This is a genomic window from Rhizobium sp. O111 (assembly GCF_055616315.1).
Window position 1 is genome coordinate 1,418,281 of record NZ_JBSHXL010000001.1, and the last position, 20,266, is coordinate 1,438,546.

Sequence of the window (20,266 nt, forward strand, 5' to 3'; positions counted from 1 at the left end):
TGTTTTTTGTCACTTTGCCATCGGCCGGGCCATTGTCAATGTGGCGATACTGTTGCCACGCCGGATCGGCTTTTCCTTTACTGCGACGGCAAATCCCGGTATCAGGCGGCGGCGTATTCGTGATCCGAAACGCGTCATTGCAACCACCCGCATTCGTTGGCGGGACTGGACAAGGAGAATTCGAAAATGTCCCAATCCGTTTCCCTGACATTCCCCGATGGTTCCGTGCGCAGCTACGATGCTGGCGCAACCGGCAAGGATGTCGCTGAATCCATTTCCAAGTCGCTTGCCAAGAAGGCCGTCGCCATTGCGATCGACGGCACCGTGCGCGACCTTTCCGATCCCGTCGTCGACGGCACGATCGAGATCATCACCCGCACCGATCCCCGCGCGCTCGAGCTCATCCGCCACGACGCGGCCCACGTCATGGCCGAAGCCGTGCAGGAGCTCTGGCCCGGCACGCAGGTCACGATTGGTCCCGTGATCGAGAACGGCTTCTATTACGACTTCGCAAAGAACGAGCCCTTCACGCCTGACGATCTTCCGAAGATCGAAAAGAAGATGAAGGAAATCATCTCGCGCAACGCTGCCTTCACCAAGCAGATCTGGTCGCGCGAGAAGGCCAAGGAAGTCTTCGCCGCCAAGGGCGAAAGCTACAAGGTCGAACTCGTCGATGCGATCCCTGAAGGACAGGATCTGAAGATCTACAATCAGGGCGAATGGTTCGACCTCTGCCGTGGCCCGCATATGGCCTCCACCGGCCAGATCGGCACGGCCTTCAAGCTGATGAAGGTAGCCGGCGCTTACTGGCGTGGCGACAGCAACAACGCCATGCTCTCGCGCATCTACGGCACGGCCTGGGCCGAGCAGGCGGACCTCGACAACTACCTGCACATGCTGGCGGAAGCTGAAAAGCGCGATCACCGCAAGCTTGGCCGCGAGATGGACCTGTTCCATTTCCAGGAAGAGGGCCCCGGCGTCGTCTTCTGGCACGGCAAGGGCTGGCGGATGTTCCAGGCGCTGACCTCCTACATGCGCCGCCGCCTTGCCGGCACCTATGAAGAGGTCAATGCCCCGCAGGTTCTCGACGCCTCGCTCTGGGAGACCTCGGGTCACTGGGGCTGGTACCAGGAGAACATGTTCGCGGTGAAGTCGGCCTATGCCTTCACGCACCCTGAAGACAAGGAAGCCGACAACCGCGTCTTCGCGCTGAAGCCGATGAACTGCCCGGGTCACGTGCAGATCTTCAAGCATGGCCTGAAGTCCTATCGCGAGCTGCCGATCCGTCTGGCCGAATTCGGCACGGTGCATCGCTACGAGGCCTCCGGCGCGCTGCACGGCCTGATGCGCGTTCGCGGCTTCACCCAGGACGACGCGCACGTCTTCTGCACGGAAGAGCAGATGGCAGCCGAATGCCTGCGCATCAACGATCTCATCCTGTCGGTCTATGAAGACTTCGGCTTCAAGGAAATCGTCGTCAAGCTCTCGACCCGTCCTGAAAAGCGCGTCGGCTCCGACGCTCTGTGGGATCGCGCCGAGGCCGTCATGACCGAAGTGCTGAAGACGATCGAGGAGCAGTCCGAAGGCCGCATCAAGACCGGCATTCTGCCGGGCGAGGGCGCGTTCTACGGTCCGAAGTTTGAATACACGCTGAAGGACGCCATCGGCCGTGAATGGCAGTGCGGCACCACGCAGGTCGACTTCAACCTGCCGGAACGCTTCGGCGCCTTCTATATCGACAGCAACTCCGAAAAGACGCAGCCGGTGATGATCCATCGCGCCATCTGCGGCTCGATGGAGCGCTTCCTCGGTATCCTGATCGAGAACTTCGCCGGCCATCTGCCGCTGTGGATGTCGCCGCTGCAGATCGTCGTCGCGACGATCACCTCGGAAGCCGACGCTTACGGCGAAGAAGTGGCGGAAGCGCTGCGCGAGGCAGGCCTCCACGTCGAGACCGACTTCCGCAACGAGAAGATCAACTACAAGGTTCGCGAACACTCGGTCACCAAGGTGCCCGTCATCATCGTCTGCGGCAAGAAGGAAGCCGAAGAGCGCACGGTCAACATCCGTCGTCTCGGAAGCCAGGAGCAGAGCTCGATGTCGCTCGACGACGCGATCGCTGCCCTGACGCACGAAGCGACGCCGCCGGACGTGCTGCGCAAGGCTGCTGCCCGGAAGGCGAAGGCCGCCTGAGGCCTTCGTGATCCTGAACTGAAAACAAAAACGCCCGGTCAGCAATGATCGGGCGTTTTGCGTTGATGGCGATGTAGGATGCGTCAGTCGGAATCGACGCCGCCTGCGGCGGCACCGCTCTGCAGCTGCTCGAACGAGGGCAGCGGCTGTGACGCGTGCGATTGTTCCGTCGGGGTCTGCTGCTCCGGCGGCAGCTGCTGCAATGTCGTGGCGGCCGGTCCCTGGTCCGGTTGCACGTCCTTCATCAGGACTTCGACATCGGTGTTCTTGCCGGCCTCGACCTTGAATTCGCGCTGGTAGATCTTGTCCTTGTTGCGCGCCACGGCGGAATACTCGCCTTCGGCAAGCACCATGGTCGGAAACGCGCTGACGCTTTCGCCGACGCTGTCGCCTGCAGCCGTCAGGATCGACCAAGCGGTATCGGCGATCGCTTCGCCGCCCTTGTCGGAAACCAGCTTGAAGGTGATCTGCGCCGCCTTGTGCTGGATCGTCGCTTCGGTGAGCTTGCCCGCTTCCACCTGGATGTCGGCCCGCACCGATGCGTTGGTCTCGCCGTAATCGGAAACGACGTGATAGGTGCCGGCGTTGAGCCGCACGACGGTATTCGGCGGCACGTCGGCCATCACCAGCCCACGCTCGCCGTCATCGCGCACATCGGCGGAATAGATCGAAAAGCTCAGCTGATCCGGCCGGATCTTCACATCAGACCCCGAGACAGCGTTGAGCAGCAGTCCGCCGGCCTCCAGAACCATCGTCTGCTTTTCAAGCGCGCCGTCCTCGGGAACCGAGAGCTTGCGCGTCACGCCGGCGCGGCCGAAGGACACGTTGACGAAATAGTCGCCCGGCGCCAGCTGGAAGTCGGCCGAGCCACCCTGGGAGCTGGCGATCAACGGCAGCTTGCCGTCGCTGCCCGCGACAGGGCTGAACACATACCACGAGAGCCCGTCCTTGACGGCGTCGCCCGATGCCGTGAGCTTCGCCTCGAGCGCGACGGAATGCAGCTTGGCGCCCTGGGGCGTCGTGCCGGGCGCGATAAAGGCGTTGAGCTTGGGCATCTTCGTCGTGGTGTCGAGCTGCTTGAACTCCTTGAAGGCATCCTGCGCGCCGGCGCCGGCGGGGATCAAGGCAAGGAGGGCTACGGCAACACTCCAGCGGGCGTATGGCAAAATGCCGAGCATGTGTTTTGCGAACCAATTGACAACTGAAATGACAGAGGCCACTTCAAGACCAACCGGATGGCAAATTCAAGACCCATCCCCGATACCGCAATGAAAATGAGAGTTTCTTGCCTATGAGATCCGATATCAAGCTGATCGACTACCTCGGTGTCCGCCGCTCCATCCCCGCCTTCCAGATGTCCGAGCCCGGTCCCGAAAAGCCCGAGATCGAGGAAATCCTGCGCCTTGCCTCGCGCGTGCCGGATCACGGCAAGCTCGCGCCCTGGCGTTTCATCGTCTATCGCGGCGAGGAACGCGCCCGCATCGGCGAGGAGCTTCTGAAGCTTGCTTTGGAAAAGAAGCCCGATCTCTCCGAAGAGATGATCAAGGTCGAGCGTAGCCGCTTCACGCGCGCGCCCGTCGTCGTCGCGGTCGTCAGCAAGGCCGGCCCTCACGTCAAGGTCCCGGAATGGGAGCAGCTGATGTCGGCTGGCGCCGTATGTCTCAACATCATCTTCGCTGCCAACGCCCATGGCTGGGTCGCCAATTGGCTGACCGAGTGGTTCGCCTATGACGAACGCGCCTATCCGCTGCTGGGCGTCGAGGAAGGCGAGAAGGTCGCCGGCTTCATCCACATGGGCTCGACGACGTTCCCACCCGTCGAGCGCCCGCGTCCCGAGCTTTCCGATACTGTCACCTGGGTCGGCGGGGAAGGCTGATGTTCTACACCACGGATCAGAACCGGCACGGCCTTGCGCACGATCCCTTCAAGGCGATCGTGTCGCCAAGGCCGATCGGCTGGATCGGCAGCAAGGGCAGGGATGGCACGCTCAACCTCGCGCCATACTCCTTCTTCAACGCCGTGTCGGATCGTCCGAAGCTCGTGATGTTTTCATCGAGCGGCCGCAAGGACAGCTACCGGAACGCCAGCGAGACCGGCGAGTTCACCTGCAACTTCGTTAGTCGCAACCTGATCGACAAGATGAACAAGTCCTCGGCTGCCGTCGCTTACGACGTCGACGAATTCGCATTGTCGGGCCTCACGCCGAAGAAGGGCGAACTCATCGATGCTCCCTATGTGGCCGAAGCCTTCGCGGTTCTGGAGTGCAAGGTCACCGAGATCATCGAGCCGAAGTCGCTGAGCGGCGAGCCGTCGGAGAATGTCATGATCTTCGGCCAGGTCGTCGGTATCCATATCGATGAGGCGATCCTGCGCGATGGCCGCATCGACATGGGGCTGGCAAGACCCGTCGCGCGCTTGGGCTACATGGATTACAGCGAGAGCAGCGATGTGTTCGAACTCTTCCGACCCAAGGCTTGAAGTGTCTATCGGTCCTGCTGAACGGTTAAAGTATATGGTGAACCAATCATAAACTTTTTGCCGCTACCGTCATCCTCAACACTTGGGGTGCGAGAGAATCGCACTTGAGGATTGGGGTTCGCGGTGATCGTAGAGGCATTTCTTCGTTGGGTTGAGACTGCCAAGGTTGGAGACCGGGCGAGGGCGGCGAGCGCGCTCGGCCGGGCCTACCTGCAGTCGGAAATGTCTCTGGAGGAGCGCAAGGCCGCCGAGATGGCGATGACCTTCCTGCTCGACGACCCGTCGCCGAAGGTTCGTCTTGCCATGGCCGAAGCGATCGCATGGTCGCCGGATGCGCCCCGCGCCATCGTCCTGTCTCTGGCCGGTGACCAGGCCGAGATCGCCTGCCACGCCATCACTTTCTCGCCGCTTCTCTCTGACGCTGATCTGGTTGATCTCGCCGCACGCGGCAGCGCCGTCACCCGCATGTTGATCGCCGCCCGCTCCAGCATTTCGCGCTCGGTCGCAGCCGCGCTTGCCGAGATCGGCGGCGAGGAAGATGTGCTGTGCCTGCTTGAAAACGAAGGCGCCGCGATCGCCCCGCAGGCGCTGAAGCGCATTGCCGAACGGCTGGGCGACGACTGCGAAGTCCGCAACCTCCTGCTCGATCGCCCGGATCTTCCGGCCGACGCCCGTCAGCTTTTGACGCAGCATGTCAGCGACGCCCTCATCAATCTGCCTCTTGCGCAGGCCGCGATCGGCACCGGTCGGCTGCAGCGCGTGGCCCGCGAGGCGACGGAAACCGCGATCGTCGCCATTGCCGGTGAGATCACGCCACGCGAAGTTGCCGATCTGGTGGAGCATCTGCGCGTCAGCGGACGCCTGACGCCATCCTTCCTCATGCATACGCTGTGCTCCGGCAAGATCGAGTTCTTCGCCGGCGCCATCGTCAATCTGACCGGCTGCGACGAGCGGCGGGTGCGCTCGATCCTGGCGACCGGCCGCATGCATGCCGTGCGCGCGCTTTATGAATCGGCTGGTCTTGCCCGCGATATCAGCGTGATCTTCGTCGAAGCCACCTTGCTGTGGCGCGAGGCGTCGAAATCCACATCAGGCACGATGCTGGCCAATGTCTGCGGCCGGTTGCTGCAGAGTTTCCGCAGCCGTAACACCACGCATGGCGCTGTGCAGGAACTGCTGGAGATGGTCGAGAAGCTGCATGTCGCCGAGCAGCGACAGTCGGCACGCGGCTATGCCTACATGACGGCGCTCGCCGCCGCTTGAGGCTAATTGCTCAAGCGCCTCACGACCCAGGAATAGCTTCCTGAGACAAAATGCACGGGCGTCGCGAGCGCTGATTTCATCGAATGGCCAGAGGGAAGGTGCGTGCGTACCTCTGCCGCCATTCTGGACGCCAGGCCGGAAACCCCGGTCTGCGGCTTTTCCTCGATAACGGCAGGCGCTGGTACTGGCGCTGCGGCGATCACCTTTGGCTCGGGTGGCAGCGGCGGATGCGGAGGCTCGCAGACGGCAATGACCGTCGGGTAGCTGATGTTCGAATAATGCTTCAACTGCCGCTCGGAATCGGCATCGCACATCGCCACCGTCTCAAAGTGCTTTCCCACCGTCGCCACGTAATTGCACTGCGTGACCGAGTCGTTGCAGCCGAGGATGGTCATGGCGATGAGGACAGCTTGCATGGGGGCGCTTTCGATATTGAACCGCTCCCCTTAGACGCAGCAATTTCAACCAAATGAAGGCCGCTTTCCGGCATCCATGCGGAGCAAGATTACAATCAGGAAAGGTGATGCCGTCGATCAGCCTTCGGCGACGGGCGCGATCAGCCTTCGGCGACCCTCGGCGGTGGCGGAGCCTGCTCGTCGATCAGCACCTGCGGACCGAGATCCGGCTTTTCGGCCGTGCGAACCTCATGCATCCATTCGCGCCAGATCGCCACCAGAAGCGCCATCAGTACCGGGCCGATGAAAAGCCCGAGGAAGCCCATGGTCTTCACGCCACCGATCAGACCGAAGAAGGTCGGCAGGAATGGCAGCTTGATCGGGCCACCCACCAGCTTGGGGCGCAGCGTCTTGTCGACGATGAAGAGTTCGACGGTACCCCAGACGAACAGGCTGACGCCGGCAACGGGCGAGCCGCTGGCAAGCAGGTACAGCGACACCAATGTGAACGACAGCGGTGCGCCGCCGGGGATCAGCGCCATGATGCCGGTGATGACGCCGAGCGTCACGGGCGAGGGCACGCCGGCGACCCAATAGGCGACGCCGAGCACGATGCCTTCGCCGATGGCGATCAGCGTCATTCCCATCACGGTCGAGCTGATCGTGGCAGGCACCACGCGCGAAATCCGCTCCCAGCGATTGGGCAGGATGCGCTCGCCGAGCATGTCGATCTGGCGGGAGAAATCCGCACCGTCGCGATAGACGAAGAACAGTGCGATCAGCATGAAGAGCAACGTCAGCAGCAGATGGAAAGCGCCGCCACCGGCTGCGAGCACCGCGCGATAGATATTGCCGATATGCGCGCCGCTGACCGCCTGGATCACTTCGCCCATGCTGCCGGGGCTGCCGATATACTTGACCCAGAGCTCATCGAGGTAGGGCCCGACAAACGGAAAGGCCGAAATCCATTGCGGTGTCGGTTCGCCAAAGCGGTTCACATGGATAAGCCAGCCGACCCATTCACGCACTTCGCCCGTTGTGTAGGTGACGGCAAGCACGATCGGAGTGATGAGAAAGGTGACGATGAGTATGATTGCAATGGTCGCCGCGACCGTCGTGTTGCCGCCAACCCTTTGCAGCAGCCGGCGATAAAGCGGCCAGCTTGCAAACCCGATGACAAGCGCGGCCAGCACCGGCACGACGAAGCCGTAGAAGAAATAGACGCCGGCGGCCACGACGAGGATCAGAAGCCAGCGCGCCGCCGAGATCGAAGGGATGAGCGGCGTACGTGCGGGAGAGGATGGACCGATCCACCGCGACTCGCGCTGCATATTGTTGTTCGGAAGGCTCACGTCGTCCTTTTCCCCCTTATTTCACCTAAGGATATGGGCCATGCGTCCTTTGCACGCAAGCGCCATCACCGATTTAAGCCCGATGACGCCCCCGCCACCGGTCCGTCGGCCTGATCCGCAGGCTTCATAACCTTACATCACACAATCATTAAGACAGAAACCCTTCGACATCCTTGTCATGGATCACGCTCGGTCTGCGCGATCGGCGATTTTCGTCGAGATCGCGCTTGTTTCGACCGATATTGGAACGAACTGCCATGATCTGACGGAAATGTGATCCCTCAATTTCGGCTGCCGCACGCCTTCGAAGCTTCAGCCGGTTTCCGCCGGCTGACCCAATCCCACAACAAGCTCTTGCAGCGATGATGCGCCTCGCTTATTTTGGATCCATGGATACAAATGGAATCATCACATCGCTTCGGCGCGATATCGAAGCTGGACATCTCGGCGCCGGCACGGTGCTCAAACAGGAACAGCTGGCGGAACGCTTCGGCGTCAGCCGCCAGCCCATCCGGCAGGCGCTGGACAGGCTGCTGGCATCCGGTTTTCTGGTGCGCCGCCCGGATCGTAGTCTTGCCGTGTCGGGTCTGAACGAGGAGCAGGCGCGTGAGCTTGCCGAGATCCGCCTGTCTCTGGAGACGACCGCGCTGCTGGCGTCGATCGGGGCGCTGACCGAAAGTGATCTGCGCAAGGCGCGACGGCTGAACGAGGATCTGCTTGATGAAGACGACCCGCAACAGCTCGAAGAGCTCGATCTTGCATTTCACCGAACGCTTTACGGCCGCTGCGGCAATGCGAGATTGCTCGACATGATCGACACATTCCGCCGTGAATCGCGTCGGGCCTATGCGCGGCAACCGAAAGGCTCCGAGGCCCGCCCTACCCTTTATGGAGACCATCAGGCGATCATCGAGGCATGCGCCGCGCGAGACGCCGATCTGGCGCGCCAGGCGCTTGCGCAACATCTGCAATTGACGACCGCAAGGCTTAGCCTCGAAGGAGAAGAAGAATGATGACGTTTTCGGCACAGGTGGCGTGGAAGCTGGGCGAGGGCAGCTTTATCGATGGGCGCTACAGCCGTGGTCATAGCTGGACCTTTGACGGCGGCATCACGGTTCCGGCCTCCGCATCACCGCACAATGTGCCTTCGCCCTATGCCGTCGAAGAGAATGTCGATCCGGAGGAAGCCTATGTCGCGGCGCTCTCCAGCTGCCATATGCTGTTCTATCTCTGGATCGCCTCGAAGAAGCGCATCGCCATCGACAGCTATGTCGATGATGCGATCGGCGTCATGGAGAAAGTCGATGGCCGCATGATGGTCAGCCGCGTCGAGCTGCGCCCGAAGGTCGGTTACACAGATGAAGTGCCAAGCCGTGAACTTGAGGAGCAGATGCACCACCAAGCGCACGAACTCTGCTTCCTCGCCAACTCGGTAAAGACGGTGATCGAGATCAGGCTCGACTGAGCCTGATCCTAAACCTCAGATGTCGAGGTTTTCCGCGAATGCGGCGCGGTCCTGGATGAAGCGGAAGCGGGCTTCCGGCTTCGTGCCCATGAGATCGTCGACCGCCGTGCGCGTTCCCTCGAAATCCACCTCGTCGATCAGCACGCGCAGCATGGTGCGCTTGCTCGGATCCATGGTGGTTTCCTTGAGCTGCGCCGGCAGCATTTCGCCGAGACCTTTGAAGCGGCTGATCTCGACCTTCGCCTTGCCCTTGAATTCCGTCTCCATCAACTCGGCGCGGTGGCGATCGTCACGCGCATAGGCCGATTTCGCGCCCTGCGTGATCTTGTAGAGCGGAGGCACGGCGAGGAAGAGGTGGCCGCCGCGCACGAGCTCGGGCATCTCCTGATAGAAGAAGGTGATGAGCAGCGATGCGATATGCGCGCCGTCGACGTCGGCATCGGTCATGACGATGATGCGTTCGTAGCGAAGATCTTCCTCGCGGTATTTCGAGCGCGTGCCGCAGCCGAGCGCCTGGACGAGATCGGAGAGCTGCTGGTTGGCGCCAAGCTTCTCGCGGCCGGCGCTGGCAACGTTGAGGATCTTGCCGCGCAAGGGCAGGATCGCCTGGTTGGCGCGGTTGCGCGCCTGCTTGGCGGAGCCACCTGCCGAATCCCCTTCGACGATGAAGAGCTCGGCGCCCTGGGCGGTGTTCTGCGAGCAATCGGCAAGCTTGCCGGGCAGGCGCAGCTTGCGCACGGCCGTCTTGCGGTTGACTTCCTTTTCCTTGCGGCGGCGCAGACGCTCTTCCGCGCGCTCGATCACCCAGTCGAGCAGCTTGGCCGTCTCGTTCGGGTTATCGGCGAGATAGTGGTCGAAGGGATCGCGCAGCGCGTTTTCGACAATGCGCTGGGCTTCGACGGTCGCAAGCTTGTCCTTCGTCTGGCCGACGAATTCCGGTTCGCGGATAAAGACCGAGAGCATGCCGACGGCCGAGATCATTACGTCGTCGGTGGTGATCTGCGCGGCGCGCTTGTTCTGCGTCAGCTCGCCATAGGCTTTCAGGCCCTTGGTCAGCGCGATACGCAGCCCGGCCTCGTGGGTGCCGCCTTCGGGGGTCGGAATGGTGTTGCAATAGGAGTGAACCTGCGGATCGCCGCCGTACCAGGTGATCGCCCATTCGAGCGAGCCGTGGCCGCTAGTCTTCTCCGTCTTGCCGGCGAAGATCTCGCGCGTGACGGTGAACTCCTTGCCCATCGTCGCCTGCAGATAATCTTTCAGGCCGCCAGGGAAGTGGAAGACCGCCTTATCGGGGATCTCGCCGCCTTCCTGCACGACACCGGGATCGCAGCTCCAGCGGATCTCGACGCCGCCGAACAGATAGGCCTTGGAGCGCGCCATGCGGAACACGCGGCCCGCATCGAACTTGGCGTGATCGCCGAAGATCTGCGGATCGGGATGGAAGCGTACGCGCGTGCCGCGACGGTTGTGAACGTCGCCCAGTTCCTCGAGGCCACCCTGCGGGATGCCGCGCGAAAAGCGCTGGCGGTAGAGCTTGCGATTGCGCGCAACCTCGACTTCGAGAACATCCGAGAGTGCGTTGACGACGGAAACGCCGACGCCGTGCAGACCGCCCGATGTCTCGTAGGCCTTGCCGTCGAACTTACCGCCGGCATGCAGCTTGGTCATGATGACCTCGAGCGTCGACTTGCCGGGAACCTGCGGGTGGTTCTCGACCGGAATACCACGGCCGTTGTCGCTGACGGTGAGAAAGCCCATCGCGTCGAGATGCACTTCGATGAAATTGGCGTGGCCGGCCACCGCTTCGTCCATCGAGTTGTCGATGACTTCGGCGAAGAGGTGATGCAGCGCCTTCTCGTCGGTGCCGCCGATATACATGCCAGGACGCATGCGCACCGGTTCAAGACCCTCGAGAACGCGGATCGACGACGCGCCGTAGTCCTCGGACGTTGAACTCGCCGGCGGCGCCTGCCGTGGCGCGGCACTGGCGGCAGCGCTCGGCGCAGCCGGAGCGGCGACGGGCGCGGGGGCTGCCGCGGCCGGCTTTGGCGCATCCTCCTGCTTCTTGGTCAGGGGCATTCCGGAAAAGAGGTCGTTGCTATCGTCCATGGAGCCGTTCAGATCTTCATCTTGTCGTGGGGTGGCCGCTTGCGCTTGAGCCTGACCCAAAATCACCGCAATTCATGTCACGTTTGCGAATCAGGCAGAGTCTGCCAGAAAGCACCTCGATACGCGACGCCACCTCATCGGGCGGACTTTCATTAAGAAATGATTTGCGTCCTGGGTCGCCGAATGGCAAGCGGCCAGACGCCTCAGGGAACCTTGCGCATGCGAATGTCCACAAGTCATTGCATAACTATCACAGCAATTGCGGCCTTTTTCATGGTCGCGTCGGCCGATCTTAGTGCTGCCGACACCTTGCCACCCTTCAAGGATGACCTGTTTTCCACGCAGACAACGCTTCAGACCGGCAATGGCGGCGCCTTCGATGTCATCGACTACGACGAAATGCGCGATATCAACGGTCGCGACCAGATCCCGGAAAAGCGCACGCAGCAGAAGTATGTCTCACTCGGCATCCGCAAGCTTCAGAACAACGAAACGCTGTCGCTCGATGGCATAAAGCTCGACGTCGCAAGGGTAGGGCCGAGTGCCGGCGCCGCCTTCACGGTGATCTTCGTCCACGGTCGCGACGGCGACCGCCGCCTCGGCGTCAACGATTACACCTTCGGCGGCAACTTCAACCGGCTGAAAAACCTCGTCGCCGGCAATGGCGGCGTCTATTACGCCCCGTCGGTCAAGACCTTCGACAGCGACGGCGTGACCGCTGTCGCCGGCCTCATCCGCTACGCCAGCGCCCAGTCGCCGGGCCGGCCGATCATCCTCACCTGCGCCTCCATGGGCAGCCAGATCTGCTGGGGCGCGACGCGTGACGCCGAGACGGTCAAGCGGCTCAAGGGTATGGTGATCATGAGTGGTGTCGCCGATCCCGATTTTACGAAGAGCGCCTTCTACAAGGCCAAGCTGCCGCTCTGGTTCGCCCACGGCAGCCGCGACCCGACCTACGCCGCCGCCGACCAGCAGGCGCTGTTCGAAACGCTGATCAAATCGCGCTACCCGACGCATTTCACGCTGTACCAGACGGGCAATCACGGCACGCCGATCCGCATGATCGATTGGCGCCAGACGCTGAACTGGATGCTGGCCTCCCAGAATTGAGGGGGGTAGCCATAGTTTAGGCAACACGGCTGACAAATTTTAAGCATTTGCGCCGCAAAACGCCGCAATTTCCCTTACGTAAGCGTCCCAAACCTTTTCATTGCCGCATGCTTTTGCTAAGGCCCGTGCTGACGGAGAAATGGGGAAGGCCGGCATGACACCTGACGTGCGACCGCTTGTGGCGGGAAACTGGAAAATGAACGGCACGCGTGCCTCGCTGGATCAGATCAAGGCGATCGCTTCGGGTGTCCAGGGTCCTCTTTCCAACAAGGTGGAAGCGCTGATTTGCCCGCCGGCGACGCTGCTTTACGTGGCGACCGCGCTCTGCACCGATAGCCCGCTCGCCATCGGCGCGCAGGATTGCCACCAGAACCCCGAAGGCGCCCATACCGGCGATATCTCGGCTGAAATGATCGCCGATTGCTTCGGCACCTATGTCATCGTCGGCCATTCCGAACGCCGCACCGATCATGCCGAAACCGACCATCTGGTGCGCGCCAAGGCGGAAGCCGCCGCCGCTGCCGACCTGACCGCGATCGTCTGCATCGGCGAGACCGCCGCCGAGCGCCAGGCCGGCCAGGCACTCGATATCATCAAGCGGCAGCTGTCGGCCTCCGTGCCGGAGAACGCCACGCCTGAAACCACCGTGATCGCCTATGAGCCCGTATGGGCGATTGGCACCGGTGTCACGCCGACCGTCGAGGACGTCGAGAAGGCGCATGCCTTCATGCGTGCCGAGCTCGTCGCCCGCTTCGGCGACAACGGCCGCAAGTTCCGCATCCTCTATGGCGGCTCGGTCAAGCCGGGCAACGCCAAGGAATTGATGGGCGTTGCCAATGTCGACGGCGCGCTGATCGGCGGCGCGAGCTTGAAAGCAACCGATTTCCTCGCCATCTACGGCGCATACGAGGCGTTGCTCTCTTGAGATGCGTGTATATTCCGGGCTGAAGGGCTTGGAATAGCGGATCACCTCATGTAAAGAGCGCCAGAATTTTACTTTATGCCCGCTTCGCGCCGGCAGGACTGGACCCATGCAGACCGTATTGATTGTCATTCATCTCATGATCGTGCTGGCGCTTGTCGGCGTTGTGCTTATCCAGCGCTCCGAAGGCGGTGGCCTCGGTATCGGCGGCGGTTCGGGCTTCATGTCGGCACGCGGCACGGCCAATGCGCTGACCCGCACGACCGCGATCCTCGCAGCACTCTTCTTCATCACCTCGCTCGGCCTCGGCGTATTGAACCGCTACGAAAGCCGTCCGACTGACATCCTGAACCGCATTCCGGCAACGAGCGGGCAGGGCAACGGCATCCTCGATTCGCTCGGTGGCCAGCAGCAGAACGGCGCAGCCGCTCCGGCTGCACCCGCGGCTCCTGCCGGCAACGGCGTTCCGACCGGCGGCGACGCACCTGCAGCTCCTGCCGGTCAGGCTCCTGCCGCGACTGCTCCGGCTGCTCCTGCAGCCACCGCACCGGCTCCCGCCGCGACGACGCCAGCTCCGGCAGCGACTGAAACTGCTCCGGCAGCACCGCAGGCCACCACGCCTGCCGCTCCGGCCCCGGCGACCGCTCCCAGCGGGCAGTAAGCCGAACGACGCATAAACCGCCGGCAGGCCCCAGGGTCTGCCGGTTTTCTTTTGTCTTGAAGTCACCGACAGCGATCGCGCGGCAAGCGCGAGAAGAATGCTGTTAAATTAGAGCCCTAAAATTCAGGACATGAATTTTAGGGCTGGTGGAATCGTTTTTGAAAAGGTAAGCGGTAGCTCCCATGGCGCGATACGTATTCATCACTGGCGGCGTGGTTTCCTCTCTCGGTAAAGGAATTGCGGCCGCCGCTCTCGGAGCGTTGCTGCAGGCCCGTGGTTACCGGGTGCGGCTGCGCAAACTCGACCCCTATTTGAACGTGGATCCGGGCACCATGAGCCCGACCCAGCACGGCGAAGTCTTCGTCACCGACGATGGCGCGGAAACCGATCTCGATCTCGGCCACTACGAGCGCTTCACCGGCCGCTCGGCCACCAAGACCGACAACATCACCACCGGCCGAATCTACAAGAACATCATCGACAAGGAACGCCGCGGCGATTATCTCGGCGCGACCGTTCAGGTCATTCCGCACGTCACAAACGAGATCAAGGATTTCGTGATCGAGGGCAATGACGAGTATGACTTCGTCATCTGCGAAATCGGCGGCACCGTCGGCGATATCGAAGCGATGCCCTTCATGGAAGCCATCCGCCAGCTCGGCAACGATCTGCCGCGCGGCACCGCCGTCTACGTCCACCTGACGCTGATGCCCTATATCCCGGCCGCCGGCGAATTGAAGACCAAGCCGACCCAGCACTCCGTCAAGGAACTGCAGGCGCTCGGTATTCACCCCGACATCCTGCTCGTTCGCGCCGATCGCGAAATTCCGGAAGCCGAGCGCCGCAAGCTCTCGCTGTTCTGTAACGTCCGCGAGAGCGCCGTCATCCAGGCGCTCGACGTCGCCAACATCTACGACGTGCCGATCGCCTACCACAAGGAAGGCCTCGACAACGAAGTTCTGGCCGCCTTCGGCATCGAGCCGGCTCCGAAGCCGCGTCTCGATTCCTGGGAAGAGGTCTGCAACCGCATCCGCACGCCTGAGGGCGAGGTCACGATCGCGATCGTCGGCAAGTACACCGGCCTTAAAGACGCCTACAAGTCGCTGATCGAAGCGCTGCACCATGGCGGCATCGCCAACCGCGTGAAGGTCAATCTCGAGTGGATCGAATCGGAAGTCTTCGAAAAGGAAGACCCGGCACCCTATCTCGAAAAGGTCCACGGCATCCTCGTGCCCGGCGGCTTCGGCGAGCGTGGCTCGGAAGGCAAGATCCTTGCTGCCCAGTTCGCCCGTGAGCGCAACGTTCCCTATTTCGGCATCTGCTTCGGCATGCAGATGGCAGTCGTCGAAGCTGCCCGTCATCTGGCCGGCATCGAGAAGGCTTCGTCGACCGAGTTCGGCAAGACCGACGAGCCGGTGGTCGGCCTGATGACTGAATGGGTCAAGGGCAACGAGCTGCAGAAGCGCAACGCTGCCGGCGACCTCGGCGGCACCATGCGCCTCGGCGCCTACAAGGCCGCCCTCAAGAAGGACACCAAGATCGCCGAGATCTACGGCTCGACCGACATCTCCGAGCGCCACCGCCACCGCTACGAAGTCAACATCGACTACAAGGACCGGCTGGAAAACTGCGGCCTCGTCTTCTCCGGCATGTCGCCAGATGGCGTGCTGCCCGAGACCGTCGAATACCCTGACCATCCCTGGTTCATCGGCGTCCAGTACCACCCGGAACTGAAGTCCCGCCCACTTGAACCGCACCCGCTGTTCAAGAGCTTCATCGAAGCGGCAACCGAGCAGAGCCGGTTGGTTTAAGACATAGTTGCAAGACGATAGAGAAGGCCGCTTTCGAGAGCGGCCTTTTTGGTTTTGGGGATAGGGATGTAAGCGAGCTGGCTGACGCTGATGTGGGCAGCGCCGGGTGCCAAAAACTCCCCTCATTCTCGCCCTTGTGGCGGGAATCCAGCCGCGCGAGTCCGCGCGGCGAAAAGACTCGTTCCAGCCCAAGGACTTGGGCTGACTGGATGTCTGTGACGAGCACAGAAATGAGGGTGGAGGAGTTGCCGGCGCCATGGCTAGGCAAACAAAAGCCGCCGACATCCAACGATGCGGCGGCTCTTTCACTCCCAAATCTGCGATCCGCCGCCTCAGGCCGCGCGCTGTCCCCGCACGGGGACACCGGCTTGCGCCCCCTGATCGCGGATCATGCCGCGCCGGTTGAGCTTGAAGTGGTTGACCAGCTCGGCCAGCAGCGCCGCGCCCGACGCGAGCTCCGAGCTGATGCCCGTCGTGCGCTCCACCATGCCGGCGTTCTGCTGGGTCATCCGGTCGATCTGCGAGACCGCGTTGTTGATCTCCGAGAGGCCGGTGGACTGCTCGGCGGCGGCGGTCGCCAGTGCGGTCATGTTGGTGTCGATCGATTCGACGAAGGTCTCGATCTCGTTGAGTGCCGTGCCGGTCGCGTCGACAAGGCGAACGCCTTCGTTGACTTCCTTGCCGGAGTTCTCGATCAAACCTTTGATCTCCTTGGCGGCCTTGGCCGAGCGCTGCGCCAGTTCGCGCACTTCCTGGGCCACGACGGCAAAGCCCTTGCCGGCTTCACCGGCACGCGCCGCCTCGACACCGGCGTTCAGCGCCAGCAGGTTGGTCTGGAAAGCGATCTCGTCGATGACGCCGATGATCTGGCCGATCTCCTTCGAGGCCGAGGCGATCCGCTGCATGGCGGTGATCGTCTCGCGCACTACTGCGGCGGAGGTTGAGGCCGAGGCGCGCGCGCTCTGCACCAGCTTGCGCGTCGCCTGCGTGTTCTCGGTCGAGGACTTGACCGTCGCCGTCACCGTTTCAAGCGCCGCGGACGTTTCCTCCAGCGAGACCGCCTGCTCCTTTGTCCGCGCGGAGAGCTGCTCGGCGGCGTCGCGCATTTCCTGGCTATTGCCGTTCAGCGCATTGGTCTGCTGCAGCACCTTCACCAGCGTTGCCTGGAACGCGCCGATCGAGGTGTTGAAATCGCGGCGCAAGGTCTCGAATTCACCGACGAAGGGCTCGTCGATGGTCTGGCGGATATTGCACTCGGAAAGACGGGCAAGGCCGGCGCCGAGATCGTTGACGACCTTCATCCGCTCGGTGACATCGGTCGCGAATTTCACGACCTTGAAGACGCGGCCCGAAGCATCGAGGATCGGGTTGTAGGACGCCTGGATGTAGATCTCGCGCCCGCCCTTGGCGATCCGTTTGAACTGGTCGGCCGCGAATTCTCCGGCTGCCAGTTTCGCCCAGAAGGCCTTGTATTCGGCGGAGCGGCTGTAATCCGCTTCGCAGAACATCGCGTGATGCTTGCCGACGATCTCGGACAAGGAATAGCCGAGCGTCGCCAAGAAGTTTTCGTTGGCGGTGATGATGTTGCCCTCAGGCGTGAACTCGATAACCGCCTGTGCGCGTGAGAGCGCTTCGAGCTTGCCCTTGTCCTCGGCCGCCTGCTTCTTCGCGGCGGTGATGTCGGTCGCGAATTTCATCACCTTGTACGGCTTGTTGCCGCGATAGATCGGATTGTACGTCGCCTCGATCCAGATCTCGCGGCCGCCCTTGGCGATGCGTCGATATTGGTGCTGGTCGAACTTGCCTTCGCCGAGACGGGCCCAGAAATCCGCATAATCCCTGGAGTTCGCCTCGGCCGGATCGACGAACATCCGGTGATGCTTGCCGACGATCTCGCTGAGCTCATAGCCGACCGCCTTGCAGAAATTCTCGTTGGCCGTCAGAATCTTTCCGGTGAGGTCGAATTCGATGATTGCCTGCGACTTGTTCAACGCGTCCAGCACGGCGCTGCTGGAGGAGCCGATGCTTGATAGAAATCCGACCATGGACAAACCCCGATATGCCAAGCGTGCCGAACCGCACGCCGGGCAAATCTATGGGATTTGAGTAAATATTCGCTAAATCTCTATTAGTGTTGAGTTTTTCGGATTATGCGACCTTTGGTAGAGGGCCAGTATAGATCGAGCGGGGGCGGATCAATCGGCCGTTGAGTGCCTGCTCCCGGGCATGGGCGATCCAGCCCACAGTGCGCCCGATTGCGAAGATGCCGGTAAAGGCCTGCCGCTCAAAACCAAGCGATTCGAGAAGCAGCGCCGTGTAGAACTCGACATTGACGTCGAGCGGCCGATCCGGCTTCCGCTCCTTGAGGATGGCAAGTGCCACTCGCTCGACGGACGCGGCCAGCGCCATCCGTTCACGATCGACCTGGCCGGAGCGGATGAGAGGCGAGAGCGCATTCTTCAGCGCGTCGGCTCTCGGATCGCGAACACGATAGATCCGGTGCCCGAACCCCATCAGCCGCTCTCCGCGATCAAGTGCTGATGTCAGCCATGCATGGGCGTTGGCTGCGGTTCCGATTGCATCCAGCATATCGAGTACAGGGCCGGGAGCGCCGCCGTGAAGCGGTCCTTTCAGGGCGCCGATGGCGGCCAGTACCGAGGATGTCAGTCCCGCCTGGGTGGAGGCGACGACACGCGAGGCAAAGGTCGAGGCGTTCAATCCATGATCCGAGATCGTCACCAGATAGGCGTCCAGCGCCGCCGTCTGCTCTGTGCTCGGCATCCTGCCGGTCAACATCCGCAATATATCCGCGGACTGCGACAGCGACGCATTCGGCGCCACCGGCCGCTGGCCGGCCTGCAGCCTGAGGATGGCGGGCAGGAATACGGCTGGCGCTGCCATCAGATGCAGAGCCGTATCGAAATTCTGCCCATCGCCAAGGCGCGCGATCATCGCGCGCATGGCGTCGACGGGTGGCAGCGCCATAAGTCCTTCGTCCAGATGCGTGATGTGTGAATAGAGCTCGATCCTCGCGGCGCCGAGCAGCGACCGCAATGTCGTCGCGCTGACCGGACGCTCCATCAGTCCGTCGAGCAGCAGTGCTGCGACACCCTCATATGTCTCACCGGGAACGAGGTCATCAAGCGAGACGCCGCGTATCACCAGGCGTCCGCGTTCACCGTCCACATCAGACAGTTCGGTTTCCGCTGCAATCACATCTTCCAAGCCGTTCTTCATTGCGTTTCTCCTTTACGCCGGGAAGGATCGAACCTAGATAGATTGACGTCAAACTTGATGAATAAGATCAATGTAAGAGGCTCTCATGACGTGGCTGACGGCCGAGGAAGCGTTGGAACGGCTCGGCACGAAGCCGCAGACGCTCTATGCCAATGTCAGTCGAGGTCGCATCCGCGCCAAGCCCGATGCGGCCGATAGCCGCCGGAGCCTCTATCATTCCGAGGACGTCGCGCGTCTGGCCAAGCGCCATGCGGGCAGGCGAAAGGCGGAGGCAATAGCCGCCGAGACGATCGACTGGGGCGAGCCGGTGCTGCCGACAGCGATTTCGACGATCGCGGATGGCCGGCTCTACTATCGTGGCCGCGAGGCGGTCGGCTTGTCCGAACGGGCGACGTTCGAGCAGGTCGCGGCCCTGCTGTGGGAGAGCCCGGCAGCCATATGCCCGCCGATCGAGTTGTCCACAGGCGAGCCCTCAAGGATATCTGGCGCTTTCGTCTTGCTGGCGAGGAGAGCGGCGGCGGATCTGCCGGCTTTGGGCCGCGCGCCCGCCGCGTTGAAGTCGGAAGCCGGTCAGGTGCTTGCCACGGTCGTAGCCGCGCTCGCTCCGAGCCCAACGCTCGATTTGCCGCTGCACGAGCGCCTTGCGCAGAGCTGGGATCGGCCGGAGGCGGCGGAGCCGATCAGGCGGGCACTGGTGCTTGCCGCCGAACACGAACTCAACGTCTCCGCATTCGCGGCACGCGTCACTGCCTCCTCGGGCGCTTCACTGGCCGCCGCCACGCTATCCGGTCTCTCGACGCTGACCGGCCCTCGCCACGGTGGGGCTTGGCAGGGCGCCGTGCGGCTGATGGATTTGTCGCGGGAAATCGGCGCGCGCGAGGCGATCAGGACGATGTTGGCGACGGAAGGCGTAGTGCGGGCCTTTGGCCATAAACTCTATCCAGACGGCGATCCTCGCGCGGCAGCGATCATGCATTCGTTCGAGATGCCGACGCGCTACGCCGAGATTGCCGCTCTTGGCGCCGAGCTGTTGGGCGAGCCTGCGAATATCGATTTCGCGCTGGCGGCGATGGCCGGGCATTTCGACCTTCCCGACGACGCGCCGCTTGTCATCTTCGCGCTGTCACGCACCGCCGGCTGGCTCGCGCATGCCATCGAACAGGTGACCAGTGGAACTATGATCCGCCCGCGTGCCCGCTATGTCGGACCACCGCCGGAGGCGCTTTGATGCAACGCGGATGGTCTCATCGCCTGTGTAACTGCCGCCAAG

At 62.3% G+C, this 20,266-nt stretch carries 17 protein-coding genes; 11 read left to right on the plus strand and 6 right to left on the minus strand.

Going from position 1 to position 20,266, the window contains the following annotated elements; translation table 11 throughout:
• The first annotated feature begins 186 nt into the window (after positions 1–186).
• Complete coding sequence (thrS, locus tag ACVTFQ_RS07285) at positions 187–2,193, plus strand: threonine--tRNA ligase (RefSeq protein WP_111561469.1); 2,007 nt, start codon at positions 187–189, stop codon at positions 2,191–2,193.
• An 83-nt stretch (positions 2,194–2,276) separates the two neighbouring features.
• Here the strand turns inward: thrS and ACVTFQ_RS07290 are convergent, their stop codons facing one another.
• Entirely contained in the window at positions 2,277–3,371 is a 1,095-nt protein-coding gene (locus ACVTFQ_RS07290) for a hypothetical protein (RefSeq protein ID WP_111561470.1), read from the minus strand.
• A gap of 113 nt (positions 3,372–3,484) precedes the next feature.
• On the opposite strand from ACVTFQ_RS07290, the gene ACVTFQ_RS07295 reads away from it, so the two are divergent.
• The 3 genes from ACVTFQ_RS07295 (at position 3,485) to ACVTFQ_RS07305 (ending at position 5,934) form a co-directional block, all read left to right on the plus strand.
• Positions 3,485–4,069, plus strand: coding sequence for a nitroreductase family protein (locus ACVTFQ_RS07295; RefSeq protein WP_111561471.1), 585 nt, complete (start codon positions 3,485–3,487; stop codon positions 4,067–4,069).
• Positions 4,069–4,671: a flavin reductase family protein gene (locus ACVTFQ_RS07300; protein WP_111561472.1), complete on the plus strand. Its 603-nt coding sequence runs from the start codon at positions 4,069–4,071 to the stop codon at positions 4,669–4,671. The genes ACVTFQ_RS07295 and ACVTFQ_RS07300 overlap by 1 nt, the downstream gene beginning before the upstream one ends.
• Positions 4,672–4,794: 123 nt before the next feature.
• Positions 4,795–5,934: a DUF2336 domain-containing protein gene (locus ACVTFQ_RS07305; RefSeq protein WP_111561553.1), complete on the plus strand. Its 1,140-nt coding sequence runs from the start codon at positions 4,795–4,797 to the stop codon at positions 5,932–5,934.
• A gap of 2 nt (positions 5,935–5,936) precedes the next feature.
• Here ACVTFQ_RS07305 and ACVTFQ_RS07310 read toward each other — a convergent pair whose 3' ends face one another.
• Together ACVTFQ_RS07310 and ACVTFQ_RS07315 are read right to left on the minus strand one after the other, a co-directional pair.
• On the minus strand, positions 5,937–6,350 hold the full coding sequence (locus tag ACVTFQ_RS07310) for a hypothetical protein (RefSeq protein WP_111561473.1): 414 nt from the start codon (positions 6,348–6,350) through the stop codon (positions 5,937–5,939).
• A gap of 140 nt (positions 6,351–6,490) precedes the next feature.
• Positions 6,491–7,660 (minus strand): AI-2E family transporter, encoded by a 1,170-nt coding sequence (locus ACVTFQ_RS07315; protein WP_111561554.1) that lies wholly within the window; start codon positions 7,658–7,660, stop codon positions 6,491–6,493.
• Between the two features lie 410 nt (positions 7,661–8,070).
• On the opposite strand from ACVTFQ_RS07315, the gene ACVTFQ_RS07320 reads away from it, so the two are divergent.
• Both ACVTFQ_RS07320 and ACVTFQ_RS07325 read left to right on the plus strand, forming a co-directional pair.
• On the plus strand, positions 8,071–8,694 hold the full coding sequence (locus ACVTFQ_RS07320; protein ID WP_111561555.1) for a GntR family transcriptional regulator: 624 nt from the start codon (positions 8,071–8,073) through the stop codon (positions 8,692–8,694).
• Positions 8,691–9,146 carry an OsmC family protein gene (locus ACVTFQ_RS07325; RefSeq protein ID WP_111561474.1) on the plus strand — a complete coding sequence of 152 codons (456 nt, stop codon included), beginning with the start codon at positions 8,691–8,693 and terminating at the stop codon, positions 9,144–9,146. The genes ACVTFQ_RS07320 and ACVTFQ_RS07325 overlap by 4 nt, the downstream gene beginning before the upstream one ends.
• A 15-nt stretch (positions 9,147–9,161) precedes the next feature.
• On the opposite strand, the gene parE is transcribed toward ACVTFQ_RS07325, so the two are convergent.
• Positions 9,162–11,255, minus strand: a complete 2,094-nt coding sequence (gene parE, locus ACVTFQ_RS07330; protein ID WP_111561475.1) for a DNA topoisomerase IV subunit B — start codon at positions 11,253–11,255, stop codon at positions 9,162–9,164.
• A gap of 219 nt (positions 11,256–11,474) precedes the next feature.
• Between parE and ACVTFQ_RS07335 the strand changes: the two genes are divergently transcribed.
• The 4 genes from ACVTFQ_RS07335 (at position 11,475) to ACVTFQ_RS07350 (ending at position 15,759) form a co-directional block, all read left to right on the plus strand.
• Complete coding sequence (locus tag ACVTFQ_RS07335; protein WP_111561476.1) at positions 11,475–12,365, plus strand: dienelactone hydrolase family protein; 891 nt, start codon at positions 11,475–11,477, stop codon at positions 12,363–12,365.
• A 154-nt stretch (positions 12,366–12,519) separates the two neighbouring features.
• On the plus strand, positions 12,520–13,290 hold the full coding sequence (gene tpiA / locus ACVTFQ_RS07340; RefSeq protein WP_026283266.1) for a triose-phosphate isomerase: 771 nt from the start codon (positions 12,520–12,522) through the stop codon (positions 13,288–13,290).
• 106 nt (positions 13,291–13,396) lie between these two features.
• Complete coding sequence (secG, locus tag ACVTFQ_RS07345; RefSeq protein ID WP_111561477.1) at positions 13,397–13,948, plus strand: preprotein translocase subunit SecG; 552 nt, start codon at positions 13,397–13,399, stop codon at positions 13,946–13,948.
• A 182-nt stretch (positions 13,949–14,130) separates the two neighbouring features.
• Entirely contained in the window at positions 14,131–15,759 is a 1,629-nt protein-coding gene (locus tag ACVTFQ_RS07350) for a CTP synthase (protein WP_111561478.1), read from the plus strand.
• A gap of 332 nt (positions 15,760–16,091) precedes the next feature.
• Here ACVTFQ_RS07350 and ACVTFQ_RS07355 read toward each other — a convergent pair whose 3' ends face one another.
• Both ACVTFQ_RS07355 and ACVTFQ_RS07360 read right to left on the minus strand, forming a co-directional pair.
• A complete protein-coding gene (locus tag ACVTFQ_RS07355) occupies positions 16,092–17,804 on the minus strand; it encodes a methyl-accepting chemotaxis protein (protein WP_111561479.1) in 1,713 nt (570 codons plus the stop codon).
• Between the two features lie 103 nt (positions 17,805–17,907).
• Complete coding sequence (locus ACVTFQ_RS07360) at positions 17,908–18,996, minus strand: citrate synthase/methylcitrate synthase (RefSeq protein ID WP_111561480.1); 1,089 nt, start codon at positions 18,994–18,996, stop codon at positions 17,908–17,910.
• 85 nt (positions 18,997–19,081) lie between these two features.
• Between ACVTFQ_RS07360 and ACVTFQ_RS07365 the strand changes: the two genes are divergently transcribed.
• Positions 19,082–20,224, plus strand: a complete 1,143-nt coding sequence (locus ACVTFQ_RS07365; protein WP_470423742.1) for a citrate/2-methylcitrate synthase — start codon at positions 19,082–19,084, stop codon at positions 20,222–20,224.
• The last annotated feature ends 42 nt before the right edge of the window (positions 20,225–20,266 follow it).

Coding starts and splice junctions, on each gene's coding strand:
- thrS (WP_111561469.1), top strand. CDS start 187: ATGTCCCAATCCGTTTCCCTGACATTCCCCGATGGTTCCGTGCGCAGC.
- ACVTFQ_RS07290 (WP_111561470.1), bottom strand. CDS start 3,371: ATGCTCGGCATTTTGCCATACGCCCGCTGGAGTGTTGCCGTAGCCCTC.
- ACVTFQ_RS07295 (WP_111561471.1), top strand. CDS start 3,485: ATGAGATCCGATATCAAGCTGATCGACTACCTCGGTGTCCGCCGCTCC.
- ACVTFQ_RS07300 (WP_111561472.1), top strand. CDS start 4,069: ATGTTCTACACCACGGATCAGAACCGGCACGGCCTTGCGCACGATCCC.
- ACVTFQ_RS07310 (WP_111561473.1), bottom strand. CDS start 6,350: ATGCAAGCTGTCCTCATCGCCATGACCATCCTCGGCTGCAACGACTCG.
- ACVTFQ_RS07315 (WP_111561554.1), bottom strand. CDS start 7,660: ATGCAGCGCGAGTCGCGGTGGATCGGTCCATCCTCTCCCGCACGTACG.
- ACVTFQ_RS07320 (WP_111561555.1), top strand. CDS start 8,071: ATGGATACAAATGGAATCATCACATCGCTTCGGCGCGATATCGAAGCT.
- ACVTFQ_RS07325 (WP_111561474.1), top strand. CDS start 8,691: ATGATGACGTTTTCGGCACAGGTGGCGTGGAAGCTGGGCGAGGGCAGC.
- parE (WP_111561475.1), bottom strand. CDS start 11,255: ATGGACGATAGCAACGACCTCTTTTCCGGAATGCCCCTGACCAAGAAG.
- ACVTFQ_RS07335 (WP_111561476.1), top strand. CDS start 11,475: ATGCGAATGTCCACAAGTCATTGCATAACTATCACAGCAATTGCGGCC.
- tpiA (WP_026283266.1), top strand. CDS start 12,520: ATGACACCTGACGTGCGACCGCTTGTGGCGGGAAACTGGAAAATGAAC.
- secG (WP_111561477.1), top strand. CDS start 13,397: ATGCAGACCGTATTGATTGTCATTCATCTCATGATCGTGCTGGCGCTT.
- ACVTFQ_RS07350 (WP_111561478.1), top strand. CDS start 14,131: ATGGCGCGATACGTATTCATCACTGGCGGCGTGGTTTCCTCTCTCGGT.
- ACVTFQ_RS07355 (WP_111561479.1), bottom strand. CDS start 17,804: ATGGTCGGATTTCTATCAAGCATCGGCTCCTCCAGCAGCGCCGTGCTG.
- ACVTFQ_RS07360 (WP_111561480.1), bottom strand. CDS start 18,996: ATGAAGAACGGCTTGGAAGATGTGATTGCAGCGGAAACCGAACTGTCT.
- ACVTFQ_RS07365 (WP_470423742.1), top strand. CDS start 19,082: ATGACGTGGCTGACGGCCGAGGAAGCGTTGGAACGGCTCGGCACGAAG.